General features: G+C 57.3%; 20 protein-coding genes and 1 pseudogene. 11 read left to right on the top strand and 10 right to left on the bottom strand.

The features are described from left to right. Nucleotides 1-17: 17 nt before the first annotated feature. Complete coding sequence (locus ACMWJS_RS02855; protein ID WP_196352371.1) at nt 18-785, bottom strand: arylamine N-acetyltransferase family protein; 768 nt, start codon at nt 783-785, stop codon at nt 18-20. A 96-nt stretch (nt 786-881) separates the two neighbouring features. Between ACMWJS_RS02855 and ACMWJS_RS02850 the strand changes: the two genes are divergently transcribed. Then, a complete protein-coding gene (locus ACMWJS_RS02850; RefSeq protein WP_414746551.1) occupies nt 882-2336 on the top strand; it encodes a PLP-dependent aminotransferase family protein in 1455 nt (484 codons plus the stop codon). On the opposite strand, the gene ACMWJS_RS02845 is transcribed toward ACMWJS_RS02850, so the two are convergent. Next, entirely contained in the window at nt 2308-3192 is an 885-nt protein-coding gene (locus ACMWJS_RS02845; RefSeq protein WP_252077261.1) for a LysR family transcriptional regulator, read from the bottom strand. The genes ACMWJS_RS02850 and ACMWJS_RS02845 overlap by 29 nt on opposite strands. 134 nt (nt 3193-3326) lie before the next feature. On the opposite strand from ACMWJS_RS02845, the gene ACMWJS_RS02840 reads away from it, so the two are divergent. Beyond that, nucleotides 3327-4307, top strand: coding sequence for an NAD(P)H-dependent flavin oxidoreductase (locus tag ACMWJS_RS02840; protein ID WP_248221253.1), 981 nt, complete (start codon nt 3327-3329; stop codon nt 4305-4307). Between the two features lie 66 nt (nt 4308-4373). On the opposite strand, the gene ACMWJS_RS02835 is transcribed toward ACMWJS_RS02840, so the two are convergent. Together ACMWJS_RS02835 and ACMWJS_RS02830 are read right to left on the bottom strand one after the other, a co-directional pair. Further along, nucleotides 4374-4820: a hypothetical protein gene (locus ACMWJS_RS02835; protein ID WP_414746550.1), complete on the bottom strand. Its 447-nt coding sequence runs from the start codon at nt 4818-4820 to the stop codon at nt 4374-4376. 75 nt (nt 4821-4895) lie between these two features. Next, a complete protein-coding gene (locus tag ACMWJS_RS02830) occupies nt 4896-5951 on the bottom strand; it encodes an SDR family oxidoreductase (protein ID WP_232928812.1) in 1056 nt (351 codons plus the stop codon). Nucleotides 5952-6048: 97 nt separating this feature from the next. On the opposite strand from ACMWJS_RS02830, the gene ACMWJS_RS02825 reads away from it, so the two are divergent. After that, nucleotides 6049-6945 (top strand): LysR family transcriptional regulator, encoded by an 897-nt coding sequence (locus tag ACMWJS_RS02825; RefSeq protein WP_045910359.1) that lies wholly within the window; start codon nt 6049-6051, stop codon nt 6943-6945. Between the two features lie 7 nt (nt 6946-6952). On the opposite strand, the gene umuC is transcribed toward ACMWJS_RS02825, so the two are convergent. The 3 genes from umuC to ACMWJS_RS02810 form a co-directional block, all read right to left on the bottom strand. After that, a complete protein-coding gene (gene umuC, locus ACMWJS_RS02820; protein ID WP_414746549.1) occupies nt 6953-8215 on the bottom strand; it encodes a translesion error-prone DNA polymerase V subunit UmuC in 1263 nt (420 codons plus the stop codon). Next, nucleotides 8199-8633: a translesion error-prone DNA polymerase V autoproteolytic subunit gene (gene umuD / locus ACMWJS_RS02815; RefSeq protein WP_196346211.1), complete on the bottom strand. Its 435-nt coding sequence runs from the start codon at nt 8631-8633 to the stop codon at nt 8199-8201. The genes umuC and umuD overlap by 17 nt, the downstream gene beginning before the upstream one ends. A 159-nt stretch (nt 8634-8792) precedes the next feature. Next, nucleotides 8793-9659: an aldo/keto reductase family oxidoreductase gene (locus ACMWJS_RS02810; RefSeq protein ID WP_196346210.1), complete on the bottom strand. Its 867-nt coding sequence runs from the start codon at nt 9657-9659 to the stop codon at nt 8793-8795. Nucleotides 9660-9802: 143 nt separating this feature from the next. On the opposite strand from ACMWJS_RS02810, the pseudogene tcp reads away from it, so the two are divergent. Continuing rightward, nucleotides 9803-11464: pseudogene (tcp, locus tag ACMWJS_RS02805) on the top strand (methyl-accepting chemotaxis citrate transducer). A gap of 27 nt (nt 11465-11491) precedes the next feature. Here the strand turns inward: tcp and smrA are convergent. Continuing rightward, nucleotides 11492-12055 carry a DNA endonuclease SmrA gene (gene smrA / locus ACMWJS_RS02800; RefSeq protein ID WP_414746548.1) on the bottom strand — a complete coding sequence of 188 codons (564 nt, stop codon included), beginning with the start codon at nt 12053-12055 and terminating at the stop codon, nt 11492-11494. 357 nt (nt 12056-12412) lie between these two features. After that, nucleotides 12413-13324 carry a LysR family transcriptional regulator gene (locus tag ACMWJS_RS02795; protein ID WP_023292606.1) on the bottom strand — a complete coding sequence of 304 codons (912 nt, stop codon included), beginning with the start codon at nt 13322-13324 and terminating at the stop codon, nt 12413-12415. A 175-nt stretch (nt 13325-13499) separates the two neighbouring features. Between ACMWJS_RS02795 and ACMWJS_RS02790 the strand changes: the two genes are divergently transcribed. From ACMWJS_RS02790 to uspE, 7 genes are all read left to right on the top strand, one after another. After that, nucleotides 13500-14810 (top strand): M20 family metallo-hydrolase, encoded by a 1311-nt coding sequence (locus tag ACMWJS_RS02790; protein WP_229225753.1) that lies wholly within the window; start codon nt 13500-13502, stop codon nt 14808-14810. Then, the gene (locus ACMWJS_RS02785) at nt 14810-16255 is read left to right on the top strand and encodes a M20 family metallopeptidase (RefSeq protein ID WP_414746547.1); all 1446 of its coding nucleotides are present in this window, start codon (nt 14810-14812) and stop codon (nt 16253-16255) included. Before ACMWJS_RS02790 ends, ACMWJS_RS02785 begins: the two co-directional genes overlap by 1 nt. 41 nt (nt 16256-16296) lie before the next feature. Continuing rightward, nucleotides 16297-17823: a p-aminobenzoyl-glutamate transporter gene (gene abgT, locus ACMWJS_RS02780; RefSeq protein WP_414746546.1), complete on the top strand. Its 1527-nt coding sequence runs from the start codon at nt 16297-16299 to the stop codon at nt 17821-17823. Nucleotides 17824-17833: 10 nt separating this feature from the next. Beyond that, nucleotides 17834-18349, top strand: coding sequence for a methylated-DNA--[protein]-cysteine S-methyltransferase (gene ogt / locus ACMWJS_RS02775; protein ID WP_048222832.1), 516 nt, complete (start codon nt 17834-17836; stop codon nt 18347-18349). Between the two features lie 183 nt (nt 18350-18532). Continuing rightward, on the top strand, nt 18533-19285 hold the full coding sequence (gene fnr, locus ACMWJS_RS02770; protein ID WP_006174991.1) for a fumarate/nitrate reduction transcriptional regulator Fnr: 753 nt from the start codon (nt 18533-18535) through the stop codon (nt 19283-19285). A 135-nt stretch (nt 19286-19420) separates the two neighbouring features. Beyond that, nucleotides 19421-19615, top strand: a complete 195-nt coding sequence (locus tag ACMWJS_RS02765; protein WP_044596726.1) for a hypothetical protein — start codon at nt 19421-19423, stop codon at nt 19613-19615. 109 nt (nt 19616-19724) lie between these two features. After that, nucleotides 19725-20675, top strand: coding sequence for a universal stress protein UspE (gene uspE, locus ACMWJS_RS02760; protein WP_032640084.1), 951 nt, complete (start codon nt 19725-19727; stop codon nt 20673-20675). A 119-nt stretch (nt 20676-20794) separates the two neighbouring features. Here uspE and pntB read toward each other — a convergent pair whose 3' ends face one another. Then, nucleotides 20795-22183: a Re/Si-specific NAD(P)(+) transhydrogenase subunit beta gene (pntB, locus tag ACMWJS_RS02755; protein WP_021241158.1), complete on the bottom strand. Its 1389-nt coding sequence runs from the start codon at nt 22181-22183 to the stop codon at nt 20795-20797.

Here is a 22183-nt window from a genome sequence, read left to right as displayed (position 1 = left end):
TCTCCATTTTTCTCCGATTACGCGGCGGTGAGCGCAAAACGGTCTGTCAGGACATGGCGGATTTCATCCTCCGCCAGCCGCCGCGTTTCAGTGCCGTTCGCCGTGATGGTTTTCAGCATATCGCCCAGTAAAATCTGGCGTCCTTCCGGGCTGTGCTGCACCACCACCCGCTTCTGCACAAAGATCGCATCCGGGTGCGTGGAGTTCAGGTAGTTGGCCGGGACGAAATCAATCCACTCCTGAGGCGTGAGATCGAAGCCGTATTGTCGGGCCCATTCGCCTTCCACCTTCGCCTCGAGCAGATACTCACCCTCTGCGCTGCGGCTCAGGCGAAACGTGTCGAAATCCTGGGGGATATCCACGTCAAGCGTGTCCAGCGCCATTGGCGCGCGGATGCCGTAGCTGCCGAACCCGAGATCGCAAAGCCACTGCCTGCTCTCCACTTCAGCGATTAACGCCATATGGGTTTTTGGCCGCCGTGCAGGGTAGAACATCGGACGCGCCGCCACGAAACGGTAAGGAATACCAAGTGCCTCCAGCGCCATGGCAAAAAGCCCGTTCACCTCATAGCAGTAGCCGCCGCGCCCTTTCTTTAACACCTTATCAGCAATGTCGTCTGGCGCCAGCGAGACAATTTTTCCCGCCTGCACGTCCAGATTTTCAAAGGGAACGGAAAAGAGCTGATGACGCATCAGCGCATGCAGGGTGGTCGTATCGGCCGCCGCCGGTCCGGTGTAGTTTATGCGTTTGAAATACGAGGAAATGTCGAAATTATCGCTGTGCATATTGCCTCCTTGTCCTGAACATGCCGGACACTATAGATGGCGCGCATCATTGGCTGTATAGTCAGTTTTATCGAAAATTAGCCTGAACAGATACCCATGTCTGCCCCGTCCACCTCCTCACCACACTATCGCCGGATTGCTGAGAGTCTACGCCTCACGCTCTCTTCAGGCGCATTGCGAGCCGGTGACCGGATGATCTCCGCGCGAAAACTGGCCGAGCGCGAGCACGTTAGCCTTCCGACGGCGCTGGAGGCCCTTCGCTGCCTTGAGGCCGAGGGGCTGATCGTTGCGCGTCCGCGTTCGGGTTACTACATTCGCCAGATCAGCCAGCCTCAGCGTGCGGAGCCCGCGCGTTCCCCGGCAGGCCCGGTCCCCGTCACCCTGTCCGCCGTGGCCCGGTCGCTGTTCAGCAGTGCAGAAGCCCGTCTGGTCCCGCTGGGCGCCGCCCTGCCCGATCCCGCGTGGCTGCCCGGGGAGGCGCTGCAGCGGGCGTTGCACTCCGCGGGCCGTCGTCTGGACGCGCATGGGCAGAGCTACAGCCTGCCTCCGGGAAGAGCAGACTTGCGAAGTAAGATTGCCGCGCGCGCTGCGCAGTGGGGAGCCCGTTTCGGCGCGGACGATCTTATTATCACCGCGGGCGCGACGCAGGCGCTGCGCCTGGCCCTGCGGGCCGTGTGTCAGCCAGGTGATGTGGTGGCGATTGAGCAGCCCGCCTACTTCGGCACGCTCCTGCTGCTGGAGGATTTAGGCCTGAAGGCCTTAGAAATCCCCACCGATCCTGCTGAAGGCTTGTTACTGGAACCGCTGGCTGACGCCATCCGCTGCCACCGTCCTGCGGCCGTTCTGGCCTCGCCCACCGTGCAAAACCCATTGGGTGCCAGCATGCCCGTCGCGCGCAAGCAGGAACTGGTTGCTCTGCTTGAAGAGGCCGGTATTCCTCTGATTGAGGACGACGTCTACGGTGACCTCGTCGGTGACGGGCAACGTCCTCCGGCCTGCAAAGCCTTCGACCAGAACGGGAATGTGATTTACTGCAGCTCCCTGTCAAAAACGCTTGCGCCGGGGTGGCGAATCGGCTGGATTGCCGCCGGACGCTATTACACGCAGGTCTTGCAGGCCCGCATGGCCGGAGAGTGGGCCGGTGCGCCGCTGCTGGAAGCCGCGACGAGCGAGATGCTGGCAAGCGGCGACTACGACCGTCACCTGCGGCGGCTAAAGCGGCGGATCGCAGAGGGAATAGACGCCGTCGTGGCGCAGGTCGTGGCCAGTTTTCCCCCCGGTACCCGCGTAAACGTCCCCGCAGCTGGCTTTCTGTTGTGGGTCGAACTTCCTCTGCAGGTCAACGCGCTGGAGGTGCATCGTCGCGCGCTGGCGCGGGGTATTGGCGTCAGCCCCGGTCCCCTGTTTTCTCCTGGCGCAGAACTTTCGCACTTTCTGCGGCTAAACTGTGCAAACGAACCGACGCCCCGCCTGCTCAATGCCGTGGAGCAGATTGGTGCGCTATGCCATGAGCTGGCCGCTTTCACACCAGACTCTCCAGCCACTCGGTAAATACCCGCACCTTGCGGGAGAGATGACGGTGTGGGTAGAGCAGTGACAGTTTGCGGTCCGGCGAGCGATAGGCTGGCAAGACCTCAACCAGCAGGCCGCGGTCAATGTAAGGCTGAAGAAAGAGATTCATCCCCTGCATTACCCCAAGCCCAGCCAGGCCTGCCGCGATGTAGGCCTCGGAGTTATCCACCACGAGCTTACCGGGTAGCGCGATCTCCGCGACGCCCTCTGGCGTGGTAAACGTCCACGGCTGAATGTGCCTGCTGCTGTTGTTAATCCAGTTGATGGCCTGATGCTTGCGTAAATCCTCCAGCGTTTCTGGCGTACCGTGTTTTGCCAGCCAGGCCGGGCTGGCACAGGTCGTGATTTTAATGTTCCCGACTTTACGCGCGATATAATCGCCATCGTCCAGCTCGCCCACCCGCAGCACGCAGTCCAGGCCGTCCCGCAGCATATCCCGACGGCGGTCAGAGCTGCTCAGAATGATCTCGATCTCGGGATGCTGACGATAAAAATCAGGCAGATTGGGTATCACCCGCAGCGTTGCAAAAGAGACAGGCATATCGACTCGCAGCTGGCCGTGTATTGCACGGTCCGAACCAAACGACTCCAGTAATTCATCCGCCTGCGCCAGCAGGGGTTTACTGCGGCGATAAAAGGCTTCCCCATCCGGCGTCAGGCTAATTCGACGCGTTGTACGCTGCAGGAGCCGCGTGCCACTGTGTTGTTCCAGAAGCTGCAGCGCTTTGGTCACTGCCGGTCGATGGACCTGCAGATTCTCTGCCGCCTGGGTAAGGCTTCCCGAGTCGACAATTTCAATAAAAATCCGAATAGATTCAAAGAGGTTTATTTGCATAAGGGATGTCTTGCCGCGAGCGGGAGAAAATGATTGTTATTGATTTTATAACAGTGATGAATATTTCTGGCTATTTTTCCTAACAATCTTACTCTCTACACTCTCCCTCATTCAAACGTAAGGGAGAGTCTGCTATGAAAAATAACCGTATCTGTCAGATCCTGGGTATCGAAAAGCCCGTTATTCAGGGACCGTTATCCTGGCTTACTGATGCCCGTTTAGTGGCCGCGGTCAGCAATGCCGGAGGACTCGGTGTGCTGGGTCCCAACGCAGGGTTAACCGCCGATACCGCGGTCTCCACGCCGGAAGCAACCGCCGAAAAAATGCGGGAAGAAATTCGGAAAACCAAACGGCTGACCGAAAAACCCTTCGGCGTCAACCTGATCCCCACCGCCGTTAATGACGTCTGGACCGGGCCAATTCTTAAGGTGGTAAAAGAGGAAGGCGTCAGGGCCGTGGTGTATACGGGCTATGGGGAAGGCAGCATTATTCCCGCGCTGTTTAGTGAGTTAAAAGAGGCGGGTATTGCCATTATCTACCGCGACATCAATCCCACGCCGGAAAACACCCTTCTGGCTGAAGAGATGGGGGCAGACATCATCGTCGCCACCGGTTTTGACGAGGGTGGGACGCTACCCGCGACGGCGCTGGGTACCTTTTCCATCGTGCCGCTGATTGCCGACGCCGTGAAGCACGTCCCGGTGATGGCCGCGGGCGGTATTACCGATAATCGCACCGCCAGAGCGGCGCATGCATTGGGGGCGGAAGGCGTGTTTGCCGGTTCGGTGTTTATCAGTACCGAAGAAAGCCGCGTGCCGCAGGGGGTCAAAGAGAAAATTGTTGCCGCCAACGGCCTGGACCTGCTGCTTTTCCGTACCGTCCCCCACTACTATCGTTCTCTTCCCGGCAAGCTGGCGGAAAAACTGGCGGCGATGGATAAAGCGGGCGCAAGCAACGAAGCGCTGGGCAAGGCGATGGGCGGATTACGGGGCCTGCGCCTGGGCATGCTGGAAAATAATACCGATGAAGGCTATATCGCGCTCGGCACGGGGATCGGGAATATCCACAGCGTGAAAAGCGTGGCCGAGGTTGTCGATGCGTTAACGGTTGAGTAAGCCCTTAACCCTGATGCTATGGGCGCTGCCCGCGTGCGGCGTCCGCAAAGCGTCTGCGGTTCTTTTTCACACATTGAGGATTGCGCGTTCTTTAACCACAGCGTCAGGATTGGCACGTTTTACCGCTATCAGAAAAGCCGTGAAGTTATGATTCCAGAGGGTGAGATTGTTATAAAACTGCACCTGCTTTTCATTAACACCGTCGCGGTAAATAACAATCCAGACCCGTCTGCTATTTATCTCGGTATTCCCCGGTCTGATTTTAATGATGTTAGCCAGTGCAATTTTACGGGTGGCGTTGTTTTTAACTTCATATAAAAACTGGTCATCATAAAACCAGGTTGTACCTCCATTCCCGCCAAATATTGAGGGATTGGCAGATATTTTTTTCATCCCGTTACGGTCTGAAATGATACGTTTTGCCTGGCGAATGCGTCTGACCAAAAAGCTTAACAGAATGAGAAGCGCAATGAGGGGCAGAGCAACTGATATCATTTTTAGACTTTCGTGCATATCCCTGCCCCACAATACATTCATTTTAACGCGTGAGTATAACGCGCCGATCGTTGATGACAACAACCCTTACGGTCAGGGAATAATCCGCGCGGCTCTCAACTGCGCGAACAGGTGGAAAAACATCTCATCCGTCGCCTGCATTTGCGTAAAGCCCGCCCTGCGCAGCTTGCTCCCGTCACCAAACATGTCGTAGTTCCAGCTAAAGACAAAATCGGCAAACCGCCCGTCGCTCAGCTGCAGAATATCCGCTTCCACCAGCCGCTCTCCGGCAAGCTCGCGCCATACGCCGCGATAGTCCGTAAACAGCTGATGAAATGACAACCTCACCGGCGGTGCAGAGTCCAGGTCAAACCAGCGTGCGATGCGCGGCCAGAGCTCGCTCCAGCGCCAGATATCGCCATTATTCACGTTGAACGCCTGATTCTGTGCCGCAGGTGACGCGGCGGCCCACAGAGTGGCGTCGGCCAGCAGCCCGGCGTCGGTATGGTCAACGATACTGTGCCAGGTCTGTTCCGAACCGGGAAAACGCAACGGTAAACCCAGCGCCTTACACAGGGAGGCGTACAGGGCAATGCTCAGCGCAAGGTTCATGGCATTGCCCGGTACCGCACTCCCTACCACGCCCGGCCTGATGGCATTCCAGTGCCAGCGCTTTCCCCGCTGAAACTGGCTGAGCCACGCAAGCTGCGCGGCGTTAAATTCGGCACCCGGTACGCCGGGATCGCTTTCGCGCGCCGGGGTTTTAAACGGCCCCAGATGCGCGCCGTAGACCTTGTACCCCTGCATCAGGCTTACCGTCTGCAAAGGTGCCGTTTTTTCGAGGATGCTGACCAGATTACGCAGCATGGTGACGTTCGGCTCAACCATGTCTTCCCAGTTCGCCGCGTTCGCCCAGGCGCTGTAAAAGAGATGGGTGGTACCGTCCAGGGAGCGCAGCGCCCGGGCGCTGTCCTTTTCATCCAGTAAATCGATCTTGACCATCGGAATGCCGTCAGGATGCGACCCGGCATGGCGGCTAAGGCCGATCACCTGCCACTGATGGTGCAGGAGCGTGTTGATCATCTGTCTGCCGACAATGCCGCTGGCGCCCGCGACCAGGGCGACGTTGTGTTGCTGCCTATTATTCATGGTATTTCTCCGGAAAGGGTGACAGACGCAGTGTGATATATTATTTTTTCTGGAGATATCCCATGAAACCGATGGCACTTATAAGCAAAATCATTAAATGAATAATAAGCTCAATGCCATTTCTACTTTTCTGCGCGTCGCTGAAGCGGGCTCGTTTTCAGCGGCTGCCCGTCAGACCGGTATTAAGCAGTCCGCCGTCAGTCAACAGATCGCGGCGCTTGAGGAATCGCTGGGTGTGGTACTGCTGCACCGTACGACGCGTACGATGAAGCTGACCGAACAAGGGGAACGCTACCGGCGCGATATGCAGCTCGTGCTGGACGCCATGGGGGAAGCGGAGAGGCGTTTACATCCTGTCGATCATAGCGTTCAGGGACGCGTCCATGTCCAGTTGCCGAGCGGCCTGGGGCAGATCATTTTGCCGCATCTGCTGGCGTTACAGCGCCTGCATCCCGAGCTGCAGCTGATGCTTTCCCTGGATGACCGCCTTGCCGATCTGGTGGCGGAGGGCGTGGATGTCGCGATACGGCTGAGCAGCGAGCCTCCGCAGGCGCACGCGGCTCGCGTGCTGGGACGGATTGAAGCTGCACTGTTTGCCGCTCCCGGTTTTCAGGCGGTACACGCGGTCAGCGAACTGGCGACGCTGCCACACGTACGGTTCAGCGGCATTCCGCCGGATGCTCCCCTGCGCCTGATGTCTGACGAGGAAACGGTCGAGGTCAACGTGAATACCGTTTTCCGTGCCAACACCAGTGAGGCGCTGCTGCAGGCGCTGGAATCCGGCATCGGTATCGGCGGCATGCAGCGACCGCTCGTGGCCAGGGCTCTGCAGGCGGGCACGCTGGTACCGGTGCTGCCCGACTGGCGGTTACCCGATCGCTTCCTCTATGCCGTTTATCCTGATGCCCGCTTTATTCCGCAGCGCGTCAGAAAGGTTGTCAACGTGATTGAGCAATTACTGCCTGAGATCGCGACCCACAACGCCACAAAATAACCGCCTTTTACCTCGCCACCGGTAAATCCGCGTACCGCGTCGTATAGGCCGGTGACAACATCTCTCGCTTCATCGCCCACGGTTTCTCAATCCCCTGCCCGGCGAACCATATCTTCCCTTTGCCGGAGTGATTGACGCTGTCGATCATCTCCATCAGCGCCGCGCTGTTGGCGCGCAGGCGATTGTCGTCAAACAGATTAAGCTGAGCGACACCGCTGCTGAAAAAGTCCGCCAGCATGACCCCGGCCTTCATATAGCGATACCCGTCGAGCCATATCCGCCCCAGCGCCTCCGTGGCGGCACGGATGATATCCCGCGAGTCATTGGTGGGCGTCATCAGGGTGACCGAAGCCTGATTACCGTAATAAATTTCGTTGTCCGCATGCGGGCTGGTGCGCACAAACACGCTGATAAAACGACAGTATTGATGCTCGCCGCGCAGTTTCTCTGCGGCGCGTTCCGCGTAGGCGCAAATCGCCTGGTGCATCTCTTCATATTGCGTAATGCGATGACCAAACGAACGGCTACAGATGATTTGCTGCTTCGTGGGGGTGTACTCTTCCAGGTCAAGACAGGGCTCGCCGCGAAGCTCGCGCGCCGTACGCTCCAGCACCACGTTAAAATGTTTGCGAATGACCCACGAGGAGGCCTCCGCCAGCTCCAGCGCCGTGGTAATCCCCATCGCATTCAGTTTTTTCGTGATGCGCCGCCCTACGCCCCATACCTCCTCTACCGGAACCTTTGCCAGCAGTTTACGCTGCCGCTCGCGGCCCGACAGATCGACCACGCCGCCGGTACTGGCCCAGCGTTTCGCCGCATAGTTGGCCAGCTTCGCCAGCGTTTTTGTCGGGGCAATGCCGACGCCAACGGTTAAGCCCGTATTTTTAAAGACCTGCGTGCGCATCTGGTGTCCGAACACTTCCAGTGCAAGGCAGTTACCGATCCCTGAAACGTTCACGAACGCCTCGTCGATCGAGTAAATTTCTATGGCCGGAGCGAGATCGGTCAGCGTCTGCATCACCCGACTGCTGAGGTCGGCATACAACGCATAGTTTGAACTGAAGACGTAAACCCGTTCCGGAAACCGTTTTTCTTTGAATTTAAAATAGGGCTCACCCATTTTTATGCCGAACTGCTTTGCCTCCCGCGACAGTGAAATAATGCAGCCGTCGTTGTTGGACACCACCACGATGGGCTTCCCCTCCAGATCGGGGCGGAATACCTTCTCGCAGGAGGCATAGAAGCTGTTCACATCAACCAGCGCGAACATGTTTATGCGTTTTGAGCGTGTGGGTGACGACGCCGAAGATCTGCAGTTCCTCTTCGGAATGAAAGGTAATCGGCTGATAGCGGGCATTATGCGGCAGAAGTCTCAGAGCCGGGCGCGTCTGTAGCTCCTTCACCGTAAACTCACCGGCGACCGACGCCACGACGATATCCCCATGTTCGGCATTTAACGAGCGATCAACTACCAGCAGATCGCCGTCGCCAATCCCCGCGCCAATCATGGAGTCTCCACTCACCTTGATAAAATAGGTCGCACTGGGATGTCTTACTGCCAGCCGGTTAAGATCGAGACGATCCTCCACATAATCCTGAGCCGGACTGGGGAAACCACAGGCTACACGCTCTGCAAACAACGGTAATTCAATAGATTGATTTGGATGATAAGAAAAGAGAGTGTCCATAATGCCTTTCTCGCCAGATACTGTATATAAATACAGTATTACGGATTATGGCCAGGGATCAAGGTCATTTCCGGAAGCGAACCCAAACGCGTTGAAGTGTCAGAAGATTTAAAACGCGCAAAGCCCGGAAGCGCATGTCGGGCTTTGTGCCTGTGACGATCAGTCCATCAGCGTATTCAATGTTTCCAGTGCGTCAGGCGGCAACTGCAGTTCCCCCGCCGCGAGGTTTTGCCGCAGATGCGCCACGGAAGAGGTGCCCGGGATCAGCAGGATATTCGGAGAACGCTGCAGCAGCCATGCCAGCGCAACCTGCATTGCCGTGACGCCCAGTGAATCCGCCACAGCCTTCAGCCCGGACGATTGCAGCGGCGTAAAGCCGCCCAGTGGGAAGAACGGCACATACGCGATCCCCTGCTGCGCGAGCAGATCCACCAGCGCATCATCACCCCGGTTCACAATGTTGTACATGTTCTGCACGCACACCACCGGCACCATCTTCTGCGCTTCCGCGACCTGGGTGGCCGTGACGTTGCTCAGGCCAATATGCCGCACCAGTCCCTGCTGCTGTAATTCTGCCAGGGTGGAGAGCGGTTCAGCAATCGACCCTTCCGCTGGCCCGTGCGCGCTAAACATGATCCGCAGGTTCACCACGTCCAGCACGTCCAGCTGCAGATTACGCAGGTTGTCATGCACCGCCTGCGTCAGCTCCTGCGCGGAAAAGGCCGGCAGCCAGGCGCCTTTGTCGTTGCGACGGGCACCAATCTTGGTGACGATCGTCAGATCGTCCCGATAAGGATGAAGCGCCTCGCGGATCAGCTGGTTGGTGACATGAGGGCCATAAAAATCACTGGTATCAATGTGGTTTACCCCCGCCGCCACGGCCTCGCGTAACACCTCCAGCGCGGCCTGCTTATCCTTCGGCGGCCCAAAGACGCCCGGCCCGGCCAGCTGCATCGCGCCGTAGCCCAACCGTTTCACCGTCCGCGTCCCAAGCGCGTATGTCCCGCTTTTATCAATGCTGCTCATGTTGACCTTCCTCATAAAAATGATCCGGATTTACAACAGGTTCCCTCTGGGAGCCTTTAGTTAAGCGCGAGTTAATTAAAGTTTACATTCTCTACGACGATAGTAATGAAGTAACCCTGCATCTTCTCTAACGGACGACCGCTATGCTGAAAAATCTGCACGTGATTACCGGTATTATCTTTGCCCTCACCATATTCTGTCTGCTGCAAGTTGTCACGGGAGGGTTGTTCTACTCTGCCGTCAGCAACGATCGCCATAACTTCCAGAACTCCGGCGTGCTCAACGCCCAGCAGGAAAGCCTGAGCGACAGCGTGAACACGCTGGTGAAAACGCGCGTCACCGTCACCCGCGTGGCGATCCGCTACCTGAAAAACCAGCGTGACCCGGCTTCCCTTGCGGCGATCAATAAACTGCTGGGCACCGCAAGCGACTCGCTGGCAAAAGCCGAAGTCTATAACAAAGAGTGGCAGAAACTGCCGCAGGTTAAGGGCCAGGAGGCGGCATTGACCGACGAGATGCAGAAATCCTGGAACCAGATGCACTAAGTCATGCGTTTATCGATTGAGTATCTGCGCGCCGATAACTATCAGGCCTATGGCGATCTGGACGCGCAGCAGGCGCAGGACGATATGGAAGCGGTCTATAACCGCTGGCGCGCCGAAAACAACACCCAGCTGAAGGCCGCAACCGAAGAGAACCAGAGCAGCTTTACGCAGATGCAGTGGACGCTGGCGGCAATTCTGCTGGCCGTTATCGCGGTTCTGGTGGTCATCTGGCAGGGTTTACAGCACCTGCTGTTAAAACCACTCCACTCCATTATGAACCATATTCGCGCCATTGCAGGGGGCGACCTGACGCAGGATATCGCTATCTCGGGCCGCAATGAGATGGGTCAACTGGCCGCAGGCCTGCATGAAATGCAGCAGTCGCTGGTAACCACCGTCAGCGCCGTGCGCGGAAGCACCGATTCCATCTACACCGGCGCAGGCGAAATTGCCGCAGGAAGTAACGATCTTTCCGCCCGCACCGAGCAGCAGGCCGCCTCGCTCGAAGAGACCGCCGCCAGCATGGAAGAGCTGACCGCGACGGTTAAACAGAACTCCGATAACGCCCGTCAGGCCACGCTGCTGGCGAAAAACGCCTCTGAAACGGCCGCGCGCGGCGGCCACGTCGTGGATAACGTGGTTCGCACCATGAACGAAATCGCCGACAGTTCGCAACAAATTGCGCATATTACCAGCGTGATCGACAGCATTGCGTTCCAGACGAACATTCTGGCGCTTAACGCCGCGGTGGAAGCGGCACGCGCCGGGGAACAGGGGCGTGGCTTTGCGGTTGTCGCAGGCGAGGTCCGTACGCTGGCGAGCCGCAGCGCGCAGGCGGCGAAAGAGATCAAAGGGCTTATCGAGAACTCCGTCAGCCGGGTGAATACCGGTTCTGAGCAGGTTAGCGAGGCCGGCACCACCATGAAGGAAATCGTCGCCGCCGTTACCCGCGTGACCGATATCATGGGCGAGATTTCCTCTGCCTCTGACGAGCAGAGCCGCGGCATTGAGCAGGTGAGCCTGGCCGTTTCGCAGATGGACAGCGTGACGCAGCAAAACGCCGCGCTGGTGCAGGAGTCCGCCACGGCGGCAGCGGCGCTGGAAGATCAGTCCGAACAACTGCGCCAGGCGGTAGCCGCGTTCCGTCTGAACGGAAAAGAAAAAGCGGTCACCCCGCGCCCGGCCAGCGTGAAGACGCCCCAGCTGTTGCGCCCGGCAACCGCAAACGCCGCCACCGACAGCAACTGGGAAACCTTCTGAGTTTCAGGCGGGCGAGAATATCGCCCGCTAGCGGCTGCGCTTGGCGTGCCGCTCCCAGTTATCCTGTTTTGCTTCATCGGATTTACGCAGTGAAACGTAGCAGGCCCCGCTGCCCCCGTGATGCGGCAGCGCCACGCAGAAGGCCTGTACATCCTCGAACTCGGTTAACCAGCGCGCCAGATAGCTGCGCACCACATTAGGATGTGAGTTCTGCTCCCGCCCTTTCCCGTGAATGATAATCAGGTTACGTAACCCGTCACGTCTGGCCTGGCAGATAAAAGAATAGAGCATCTGACGGCAGCGTTCGGCAGGCTGGCGCAGGAGGTTTAAACTGGCCTGGCGGGCATATTTACCCGAGCGCAGCTTATCGATAACGCCCTGCTGCACCCCTTCGCGCTGGAACACCAGCGGTTCTTCCAGGGGAAGAAGGTCTAGAAAATCCAGCGTCAGGAAGTTATCCAGCTGTTCACTATCCACCTCCTGGCGCGTCCGCGTATTGCGGCTGGGCTGCCAGTGAATATCCGGGCCACGCTTCAGCGGCTGGACATCTTCCATGGCGTCAAGAAAAAAGGATTTGTCGTCAGGGTTCATGGATATCCTCCGGCTACAACTGAGGACGGTACTATACCTGCGCCCGAGACAGGCCTCAATCACCGTTACAGGCCGTCGTGCGCAACAAATATTAACCTGATGAATATATATAGTATTTATAAAATAAAGTTAAATATGACTTAACTAAAATTTCAGCAAAGATGAAATAAGTGATTTGTGTTAAATTTTCGTAAAATCAAACACTCAATATCCTTTCATTTTGCGGGAAAGGTGTTATACCTAAATATACCTGCTTCATGGATATAATACTCAGGATTGGCGAAAGGACGCACTGCTGTGTGTACTGGAGGATCTGTCTGATGTCGGGCAGATCCTGTTTTTTTTATTATCTCACGTTCACGCCACGATTATTTTCCTCGCTTCCCGCCTGAATTGCGTAATTAATGACTCAGCCAGGGGCGTCTGACGTGAATCACGGCGCTGAATTAAATAATATGCTGCTTTTGGAAGCGATTCGACAACCGGCAGCATGACCAGACGGTGCGCCAGCAGCGGGTCACAGCCTAACTCCTGCGGCAATATGCTTAGAAAATCACTTTGCGCGACCAGGCTAATACAGGAGGAAAAGGTTTCACAGACCACACCAATTCGCGGTATTTGCGAGCGATGGCTAAATACCTCTTCTAACTGCTTATAATAACTTCCCCGCGGCGTCGGCATTGTCCAGTTATAATGCAGAAGTTCATTAATTGACGTTGCCCCTGTTGCCGGATGCCCTTCGCGACAAAATACCGCAAACGGCTTCTCGAAGAGTTTTTCAAACGTAAATTCCTGGTCGTAAGGTCCCTGATAATAGGTGTTGATGGTGAAGTCCAGTTCGCCCTGCCGTAATTCGTTAATCATCGACACCAGCTGTCCTTCCATTATCCGCACTTTGACCTGCGGATGTTGGGCATGAAAGCGGGTGATGACGGCGGGCATCAGGCTGCGCGAAACGCTGGCCCCCATCCCGATGTTGATCTGCCCGGCCTGTTCCCCCTGCCGCTGACGAATATCATCCTGCGCCGCGCGCAGCTCTTCCAGAATTAGCCGGGCGCGCTGGTAAAAGCCCTCGCCGCATTCGGTCAACGCGACGCCCTTACTCCTGCGCACGAAAAGCTGCGCCGCCATGCCCTCCTCCAGCTCTTTGATGGATTTGGTCAATGCCGGCTGGGAAAGATTCAGCGTCCTGCTGGCACCGCGAATGCTGCCCTGGCGAGCAACTTCAACAAACGCCCGGAGATGATGGAATTTAACCTGAAATGACATAGCCCGACCGATAACCGTTGTTTATCAGAGTAAAGAAACTGTCATCTACTTTACTGGAAAGGGATGTGCGAGGGTAATTCCTGAACGGTTAAAACTGTGAAATATCGGTTAGTGATAAGTAAAAACTATCACAGCGTGAAGCAGTTCACATATTTTAATGATGACAGGAACAGATATGGACACACTGGCGCAGTACATCCAGACGTTAACCCCGCAGCTGAGCGCGTGGCGTCGCGATTTTCACCATTATGCGGAATCCGGCTGGGTAGAGTTTCGTACCGCCGCGAAAGTCGCGGAGACCCTGGACTCGCTGGGTTACGCGCTGGCGATGGGGCGCGACGTCGTCGATGCCGAAAGCCGGATGGGGCTGCCCGATGACGCGACCCTGGCGCGAGAATTTGCCCGCGCGCGCGCGCAAGGCGCGCCTGAGAAATGGCTGGCGCCGTTTGAAGGCGGCTTTACCGGCATTGTTGCCACCTTGAATACCGGCCGCCCTGGCCCAACCCTGGCGTTTCGCGTGGACATGGACGCCCTTGATTTAAGCGAAGCGCTCAACGACAGCCATCGCCCGTTCCGCGACGGGTTTGCCTCCTGCAATCCGGGAATGATGCACGCCTGCGCACACGACGGCCACACCACCATTGGTCTGGGGCTGGCACAGGTGCTTAAGCAGAATGAAGCCCGGCTGAACGGCACCATCAAGCTGATCTTCCAGCCTGCCGAAGAAGGAACGCGCGGCGCGCGCGCCATGGTTGCCGCCGGGGCGCTGGATGACGTGGACTATTTCACGGCCATTCATATTGGCACCGGCGTACCTGCCGGGACGGTAATCTGCGGCAGCGATAACTTTATGGCCACCACCAAGTTCGACGTGAGCTTCACCGGCGTGGCCGCACACGCGGGCGGTAAACCGGAGGACGGTCGTAACGCCCTGCTCGCCGCCGCGCAGGCCGCCCTCGCCCTGCACAGCATCGCCCCGCACAGCGACGGCGCATCCCGGGTAAACGTCGGCGTGATGCAGGCGGGCAGCGGACGCAACGTGGTCCCCGCGAATGCGCTGATGAAGGTTGAAACCCGCGGTGAAAGCGAAGCGATTAATCAGTATGTCTTTGAACGCGCGCAGGCGGTGATTACCGGCGCGGCGGCGCTCTACGGCGTGAGCGCGGAGATGCGCCTGATGGGGGCAGCCACCTCCAGCGCGCCGACGCCGGCCTGGGTTGATTATCTGCGCGAACAGGCGAGCCAGGTTTCCGGGGTTGTTCACGCCATCGATAAGGTGAAAGCCCCGGCCGGATCCGAAGACGCCACGCTGATGATGGCCCGCGTGCAGCAGAACGGCGGCATGGCGTCCTATATGGTGTTTGGCACGGATTTGAGCGCCGGACATCACAACGAAAAATTCGACTTCGATGAGCAGGTGATGCCTGTCGCCATCGAAACGCTGGCGCGAACTGCGCTGAATTTCCCGTGGACGCGAGGTGTGTAATGCAGGAGAACTACGCTTTTATTGCCGATGCGATCGATACGCGATGTCGGACGTTAACCGATATTGCCGACGCGATCTGGGATCGCCCCGAAACCCGCTTTGAAGAGTTCTGGTCCGCCGAACGGCTGGCCAGCGAGCTGGAAGCCGAAGGCTTCACGCTGACCCGCGAGGCAGGCGGTATTCCAAATGCCTTTATCGCCAGCTTCGGCAGCGGAAAACCGGTTATCGCCCTGCTGGGCGAGTACGACGCGCTGGCCGGGTTAAGCCAGCAGGCACACTGCGCGACCGCGCAAACCGCCACGCCGGGGGCTAACGGCCACGGCTGCGGACATAACCTCTTAGGCACCGCGGCGCTTGCGGGTGCGGTGGCGGTGAAAAGCTGGCTGGAGCAGCACGGCGGCAGCGGAACGGTGCGTTTTTACGGCTGTCCCGGTGAAGAAGGCGGCTCCGGGAAAACCTTTATGGTGCGCGAAGGGCTGTTTGATGATGTCGATGCCGCCGTCACCTGGCACCCGGAAGCCTTTGCCGGGATGTTTAACGTCAGCACGCTGGCGAATATTCAGGCCGCGTGGCGTTTTCACGGCGTGGCGGCGCACGCGGCCAACTCCCCTCACCTAGGACGCAGCGCGCTGGACGCCGTGACGCTGATGACCACCGGCACCAACTTCCTTAACGAACACATCATCGAGAAAGCGCGCGTCCATTACGCCATTACCGATACCGGCGGGATTTCGCCCAACGTGGTGCAGGCGCAGGCCGAGGTGCTGTACCTGATCCGCGCCCCGGAGATGGCGGATGCGCAGCAGATCTACGAGCGCATCGAGAAAATTGCCCAGGGCGCGGCAATGATGACCGAAACCACCGTCGAATGCCGCTTTGATAAAGCCTGCTCCAGCTACCTGCCGAACCGCACGCTTGAGGCGGCGATGTATCGCGCCCTGCAGCACTACGGCACGCCGGAGTGGACCGACGAAGAGCGAGAGTTTGCCCGCGAGATCCGCGCCACGCTGACGCCCAACGATTTGCAAAACAGCCTGAAAAATATTGCCGCCACGGGTGGCGAAGCGGGTAAAGCCTTTGCCCGTCGTCATCAGGCGACGCTGCTGGTGGATGAAGTCGCGCCTTATGCCGTCACCGACAACGTACTGGCGGGTTCAACCGACGTGGGTGACGTCAGTTGGAAAATGCCGGTCTCCCAGTGCTTCAGCCCCTGTTTTACCGTCGGCACGCCGCTGCATACCTGGCAACTGGTATCTCAGGGGCGAACCTCTATTGCCCATAAAGGCATGCTGCTGGCCGGGAAAGTGATGGGCGCGACCGCGCTCAATCTGCTGCAGGACGCCGCGCTGCTGAAAAAATGCCGTGAAGAGTTCGAACAACAAATAGAAGAAAAACCGTACGTGTGTCCGATCCCACAAGGCGTGACACCGTCACCTTTAAAATAAAAAAACACAACACAACAACACAACAGTCCCGAGGAACGCCCATGAGTATGTCATCCATACCTTCGCATTCCCCATCCGGTAAGCTCTATGGCTGGGTTGAAAGGATCGGCAATAAAGTGCCGCACCCTTTCCTGCTTTTTATCTATTTGATTGTGATTTTGATGGTCGCCACCGCCGTGCTCTCCGCCTTTGACGTCAGCGTGCGCAGCCCGGCCGACGGCAGCCTGGTGGCAGTGAAAAACCTGCTGAGCATTGAAGGGCTGCACTGGTTTTTACCCAACGTGATTAAAAACTTCAGTGGATTCGCCCCGCTCGGCGCCATTCTGGCGCTGGTGCTGGGCGCCGGTCTGGCTGAACGCGTCGGCCTGTTGCCTGCATTGATGGTGAAGATGGCTTCTCACGTCAGCGCGCGCTATGCCAGCTACATGGTGCTGTTTATCGCCTTCTTCAGCCATATCTCCTCCGACGCCGCGCTGGTGATCATGCCGCCGATGGGGGCGCTGATCTTCCTCGCCGTCGGGCGCCATCCCGTGGCGGGTCTGCTGTCCGCGATTGCAGGCGTGGGCTGCGGCTTTACCGCCAATCTGCTGATCGTGACCACCGACGTGTTGCTCTCGGGCATCAGCACGGAGGCGGCGAAAACCATTGATGCGGCCATGCACGTCAGCGTGATCGACAACTGGTACTTTATGGCAAGCTCGGTGATTGTCCTGACGATTGTCGGCGGGCTGATTACCGATAAGATCGTCGAGCCGCGACTGGGTAAATGGGAAGGCCGCAGTGATGAAAAGCTGGAAACGCTGAGCAAAGAGCAGCGCTTCGGCCTGCGCGTGGCGGGGATTGTCTCGCTGGCGTTTATTGCCGCGGTGGCGCTGATGGTGGTACCGGAAAACGGCATATTGCGCGATCCGGTTAAACATACCGTCCTGCCTTCGCCGTTTATCCAGGGCATCGTGCCGCTGATTATCCTCTTTTTCTTTGTCGTCTCGCTCGCCTACGGTATCGCCACTGGTAAAATCCGTCGCCAGGGCGATCTGCCGCAGCTGATGATCGAGCCGATGAAGGAGATGGCGGGCTTTATCGTGATGGTGTTCCCGCTGGCCCAGTTTGTGGCGATGTTTAACTGGAGCAACATGGGCAAGTTTATGGCCGTGGGCCTGACCGACGCGCTGGAGGCGGCCGGGTTAAGCGGCGTACCGGCGTTTGTCGGCCTGGCGCTGCTCTCCTCCCTGCTGTGCATGTTTATCGCCAGCGGTTCCGCCATCTGGTCGATTCTGGCCCCGATCTTCGTGCCGATGTTTATGATGCTGGGGTTCCACCCGGCTTTCGCGCAGATCCTGTTCCGCATCGCGGACTCTTCGGTCATTCCGCTGGCGCCGGTTTCGCCGTTTGTTCCGCTGTTTTTAGGCTTCCTCCAGCGCTATAAACCCGATGCCAAACTGGGTACCTACTATTCGCTGGTTTTACCCTACCCGCTTATCTTTTTAGGGGTATGGCTGGTGATGCTGGTGGCATGGTATCTTGTCGGCCTGCCGATTGGACCGGGGATTTACCCGAGGCTGAACTAAAGGAATGAGGATGCTGAGATTACTCGAAGACAAGATTGCGACGCCGCTTGGCCCGCTGTGGGTGATCGCGGACGAGCAGTTTTGTCTGCGCGCCGTTGAGTGGGAAGAGCACAGCGACCGCATGGAAGAACTGCTTGCGATTCACTACCGCTCACAGGGGTATGAACGTATCCGCGCCACCAATCCGGGTGGACTGAGCGACAAGCTTGCGGCGTACTTCGAAGGCGATCTCAGCATCATCGACACGCTGCCCACCGCCACGGCAGGCACCCCTTTTCAGCGCGAAGTGTGGCAGGCGCTGCGGGCCATTCCCTGCGGACAGGTGATGCATTACGGCCAGCTCGCGGAGCAGTTAGGTCGCGCAGGGGCCGCACGCGCCGTAGGCGCCGCGAACGGCTCTAATCCGGTCAGCATCGTGGTGCCCTGCCATCGCGTTATTGGCCGCAACGGTACCCTGACCGGCTATGCCGGTGGCGTGCAGCGAAAAGAGTGGTTACTGCGTCACGAAGGGTATCTTTTGCTCTAGTTCCCAGGCTTTTTGTGCTTAATTTTCTACCGGTTAGGCTAAAAATCCATAATCAAGCTGTGGAATTTCAAGAAGATGGCGACGCATTGTCGTCTCTTGTTCTTATTGAGGGTTTGTCAGGCTTACGTACTTACCAAAAAGATGTTAAAATTGACCAATATCAATTAAGGCTTGAGCAAACCTATGATCCCGGAAAAGCGAATTATACGACGCATTCAGTCTGGCGGTTGTGCTATCCATTGCCAGGATTGCAGCATCAGCCAGCTCTGTATCCCGTTTACCCTGAATGAGCATGAACTCGATCAGCTTGATAATATCATCGAGCGTAAAAAGCCTATTCAGAAAGGGCAGACGCTGTTTAAAGCGGGAGACGAACTGAAATCGCTCTATGCTATCCGTTCTGGCACCATCAAGAGCTACACCATCACTGAACAGGGCGATGAGCAGATCACCGGCTTCCATCTGGCAGGTGACCTGGTAGGCTTTGATGCCATCGGTACGGGCCATCACCCGAGCTTTGCTCAGGCACTCGAAACCTCGATGGTTTGCGAAATTCCGTTTGAAACCCTGGACGATCTGTCCGGCAAGATGCCTAACCTGCGTCAGCAGATGATGCGTCTGATGAGCGGTGAGATCAAAGGCGATCAGGACATGATTCTGCTTCTTTCTAAAAAGAATGCAGAAGAGCGCCTGGCCGCGTTTATCTACAACCTCTCCCGCCGCTTCGCCGAGCGTGGCTTCTCGCCGCGTGAATTCCGTCTGACCATGACGCGTGGCGATATCGGTAACTACCTGGGTCTGACCGTGGAAACCATCAGCCGTCTGCTGGGTCGTTTCCAGAAAAGCGGGATGCTGGCCGTTAAGGGTAAATACATCACTATCGAAAACGGTGAAGCGCTGGCCGTTCTTGCCGGGCACGCCCGCAACGTGGCGTAAACGCCATACGTATACAGCCAGACCGATAAATTTTCCTGATTTAGCGGTCTGGCCTGTCACCCCGTCCTTTATCTGACCTTTTCACCGTAGCACGTCCCCACACAGCACCCAAAAGGTTCTCGTTGAGGTTATGAATTGAGAGAAAGTTTGTTTTTCGTTTCAGTCGTGATTGCCTCCGTGACCTTTATCTTCATCTGGATCATGCTTGTCGGCCCAATGAAGGGGGAGGAAAAAACCTACGTTCAGGATTCCACGACCTTTGCGATAGCGGTGATGGTGCTGCTGTTTATTGCGTTTGTTGCGGTAACGACCACGGTGCTTTTCCTCTGATAAATTTTCATGAATTATTGATCTGGCAAAACCTCCCCTCTGTTTCATTCAGGATATATAGGTTACTCTTTTAATTACAGACTGTGGTGACAGTAGTAAGGAGACCTGTATGGCCAAGTATCAAAACATGCTGGTAGCAATCGATCCGAATCAGGACGATCAGCCGGCATTACGACGTGCTGTGTATTTACATCAACGGATTGGTGGCAAAATCAAAGCGTTTTTGCCGATCTATGACTTCTCGTATGAGATGACCACCCTTCTGTCGCCTGACGAGCGCACCGCTATGCGTCAGGGCGTCATCAGCCAGCGTACCGCGTGGATCCGCGAACAGGCGAAGTATTACCTGGAAGCGGGTGTGCCCATTGATATTAAAGTGGTCTGGCACAACCGACCTTTTGAAGCCATCATTCAGGAAGTCGTTGCCGGTGGGCACGATCTGCTGCTGAAGATGGCGCACCAGCACGACAAGCTGGAATCCGTGATCTTCACCCCGACCGACTGGCATTTGCTGCGTAAATGCCCTTGCCCGGTCTGGATGGTGAAAGACCAGCCGTGGCCTGAAGGCGGGAAAGCCGTTGTGGCGGTAAACCTCGCCAGCGAAGAGGATTACCACAATTCACTGAACGAGAAGCTGGTGAAGGAGACTATCCAGCTTGCCGATCAGGTCAATCATACCGAAGTGCATCTGGTTGGCGCCTATCCGGTCACCCCGATTAACATCGCCATTGAACTGCCGGAATTTGACCCGAGCGTGTACAACGACGCGATCCGCGGTCAGCATCTGCTGGCCATGAAAGCGCTGCGCCAGAAATTCAGCATCGATGAGAAAATGACCCACGTGGAAAAAGGGCTGCCTGAAGAGGTGATCCCGGACCTGGCTGAACACTTGCAGGCGGGGATTGTGGTGCTGGGTACCATTGGCCGTACCGGTATTTCTGCCGCCTTCCTCGGCAATACCGCCGAGCAGGTGATCGACCATCTGCGCTGCGACCTGCTGGTTATCAAGCCGGATGAGTACCAGACGCCGGTTGAGCTCGACGATCCGGAAGACGATTGACCCCTAACGCCCGGCGGCGCACGCTTGCAGGGCCTACAAAACCGTAGGCCGGGTAAGCGTTAGCGCCACCCGGCAAAAAAAAGCCGCCGGATTCGGCGGTTTTTTCGTTTCAACGCAACTTACAGCGCTTTCAGAATCGCATCCACGCTGGCTTTGGCATCGCCAAACAGCATGTGAGTGTTCTCTTTAAAGAACAGCGGGTTCTGCACCCCGGCATAGCCGGTATTCATTGAACGTTTAAACACGATCACGTTCTGCGCCTTCCACACTTCCAGAACCGGCATCCCGGCGATTGGGCTACGTGGATCGTCCTGCGCCGCCGGGTTAACGGTGTCGTTAGCGCCAATGACCAGCACGGTGTCGGTGTCGGCGAAATCATCGTTGATCTCATCCATCTCCAGCACGATGTCGTAAGGCACTTTCGCCTCCGCCAGCAGCACGTTCATGTGGCCTGGCAGACGCCCCGCCACCGGGTGAATACCAAAGCGAACCTTGATGCCGCGCGCGCGCAGCTTCTCAGTGATTTCCGCCACCGGATACTGCGCCTGTGCCACCGCCATGCCGTAGCCCGGGGTGATAATGACCGAGTGCGAGTTTTTGAGCATCTCGGCGGTATCTTCCGCGCTGATCTCACGGTGCTCACCCACTTCCTCATCGGAACCGGTAGACGAGCCGTCAGAACCAAAGCCACCGGCGATGACGCTGATGAACGAGCGGTTCATCGCCTTACACATGATGTAAGACAGGATCGCACCCGAAGAACCCACCAGCGCACCGGTAACGATCAGCAGGTCGTTGCTCAGCATAAAGCCCGCCGCCGCCGCCGCCCAACCGGAGTAGGAGTTCAGCATGGAGACCACCACTGGCATATCCGCACCACCGATGGACGCCACCAGATGCCAGCCGAAGGCCAGCGCGATGATGGTCATCACCAGCAACGCCAGCACCTGCAGACCGACGCTTTCGGTACGCACGAAGACCACCAGCAGCACAAACGACACCACCAGCGCAGCCAGGTTTAGCTTATGGCGGTTTGGCAGCATCAGCGGCTTAGAGGAAATCTTCCCGCGCAGCTTGCCGAACGCGACAATCGAGCCGGTGAAGGTGACCGCACCGATGAAGATACCGAGGAACACTTCCGTCAGGTGAATATTCACCAGAATCGGTTCCAGACCCGGCGTGTGGTACAGGTAGCTGTTGAAGCCCACCAGCACCGCGGCCAGACCCACAAAGCTGTGCAGAATCGCCACCAGCTCCGGCATCTCGGTCATTTCAACGCGTTTCGCCAGGCGAATACCAATCGCACCGCCGATGATCATCGCCACCAGGATCCACGCTACGTTGCCAGTATCCGGCCCGAAGATGGTGGCAATCAGCGCAATCGCCATCCCGGCGATACCAAAGTTATTCCCCTGCTGAGACGTTTCGTGTTTGGAAAGCCCCGCCAGACTGAAAATAAACAGGATTGCAGCAACAATGTATGCGGCTGTCACTAATCCTCCAGACAT

Origin of the sequence: Enterobacter sp. HK-058-C-ECC, assembly GCF_047531125.1 — a bacterium.
GTDB lineage: Bacteria > Pseudomonadota > Gammaproteobacteria > Enterobacterales > Enterobacteriaceae > Enterobacter > Enterobacter quasiroggenkampii.
The sequence above is the reverse complement of the archived record's forward strand: the minus strand, read 5'-3'. Positions and strand labels throughout refer to the sequence as shown.

Bases quoted from the DNA above. Each gene is read 5' to 3' on its own strand.
- ACMWJS_RS02825 (WP_045910359.1), top strand. From the start codon at position 6,049: ATGAATAATAAGCTCAATGCCATTTCTACTTTTCTGCGCGTCGCTGAA.
- abgT (WP_414746546.1), top strand. From the start codon at position 16,297: ATGAGTATGTCATCCATACCTTCGCATTCCCCATCCGGTAAGCTCTAT.
- ogt (WP_048222832.1), top strand. From the start codon at position 17,834: ATGCTGAGATTACTCGAAGACAAGATTGCGACGCCGCTTGGCCCGCTG.
- ACMWJS_RS02855 (WP_196352371.1), bottom strand. From the start codon at position 785: ATGCACAGCGATAATTTCGACATTTCCTCGTATTTCAAACGCATAAAC.
- fnr (WP_006174991.1), top strand. From the start codon at position 18,533: ATGATCCCGGAAAAGCGAATTATACGACGCATTCAGTCTGGCGGTTGT.
- ACMWJS_RS02810 (WP_196346210.1), bottom strand. From the start codon at position 9,659: ATGAGCAGCATTGATAAAAGCGGGACATACGCGCTTGGGACGCGGACG.
- umuC (WP_414746549.1), bottom strand. From the start codon at position 8,215: ATGTTCGCGCTGGTTGATGTGAACAGCTTCTATGCCTCCTGCGAGAAG.
- ACMWJS_RS02795 (WP_023292606.1), bottom strand. From the start codon at position 13,324: ATGTCATTTCAGGTTAAATTCCATCATCTCCGGGCGTTTGTTGAAGTT.
- ACMWJS_RS02785 (WP_414746547.1), top strand. From the start codon at position 14,810: ATGCAGGAGAACTACGCTTTTATTGCCGATGCGATCGATACGCGATGT.
- ACMWJS_RS02835 (WP_414746550.1), bottom strand. From the start codon at position 4,820: ATGCACGAAAGTCTAAAAATGATATCAGTTGCTCTGCCCCTCATTGCG.
- ACMWJS_RS02830 (WP_232928812.1), bottom strand. From the start codon at position 5,951: ATGAATAATAGGCAGCAACACAACGTCGCCCTGGTCGCGGGCGCCAGC.
- ACMWJS_RS02790 (WP_229225753.1), top strand. From the start codon at position 13,500: ATGGACACACTGGCGCAGTACATCCAGACGTTAACCCCGCAGCTGAGC.
- pntB (WP_021241158.1), bottom strand. From the start codon at position 22,183: ATGTCTGGAGGATTAGTGACAGCCGCATACATTGTTGCTGCAATCCTG.
- ACMWJS_RS02850 (WP_414746551.1), top strand. From the start codon at position 882: ATGTCTGCCCCGTCCACCTCCTCACCACACTATCGCCGGATTGCTGAG.
- uspE (WP_032640084.1), top strand. From the start codon at position 19,725: ATGGCCAAGTATCAAAACATGCTGGTAGCAATCGATCCGAATCAGGAC.
- umuD (WP_196346211.1), bottom strand. From the start codon at position 8,633: ATGGACACTCTCTTTTCTTATCATCCAAATCAATCTATTGAATTACCG.
- ACMWJS_RS02840 (WP_248221253.1), top strand. From the start codon at position 3,327: ATGAAAAATAACCGTATCTGTCAGATCCTGGGTATCGAAAAGCCCGTT.
- smrA (WP_414746548.1), bottom strand. From the start codon at position 12,055: ATGAACCCTGACGACAAATCCTTTTTTCTTGACGCCATGGAAGATGTC.
- ACMWJS_RS02845 (WP_252077261.1), bottom strand. From the start codon at position 3,192: ATGCAAATAAACCTCTTTGAATCTATTCGGATTTTTATTGAAATTGTC.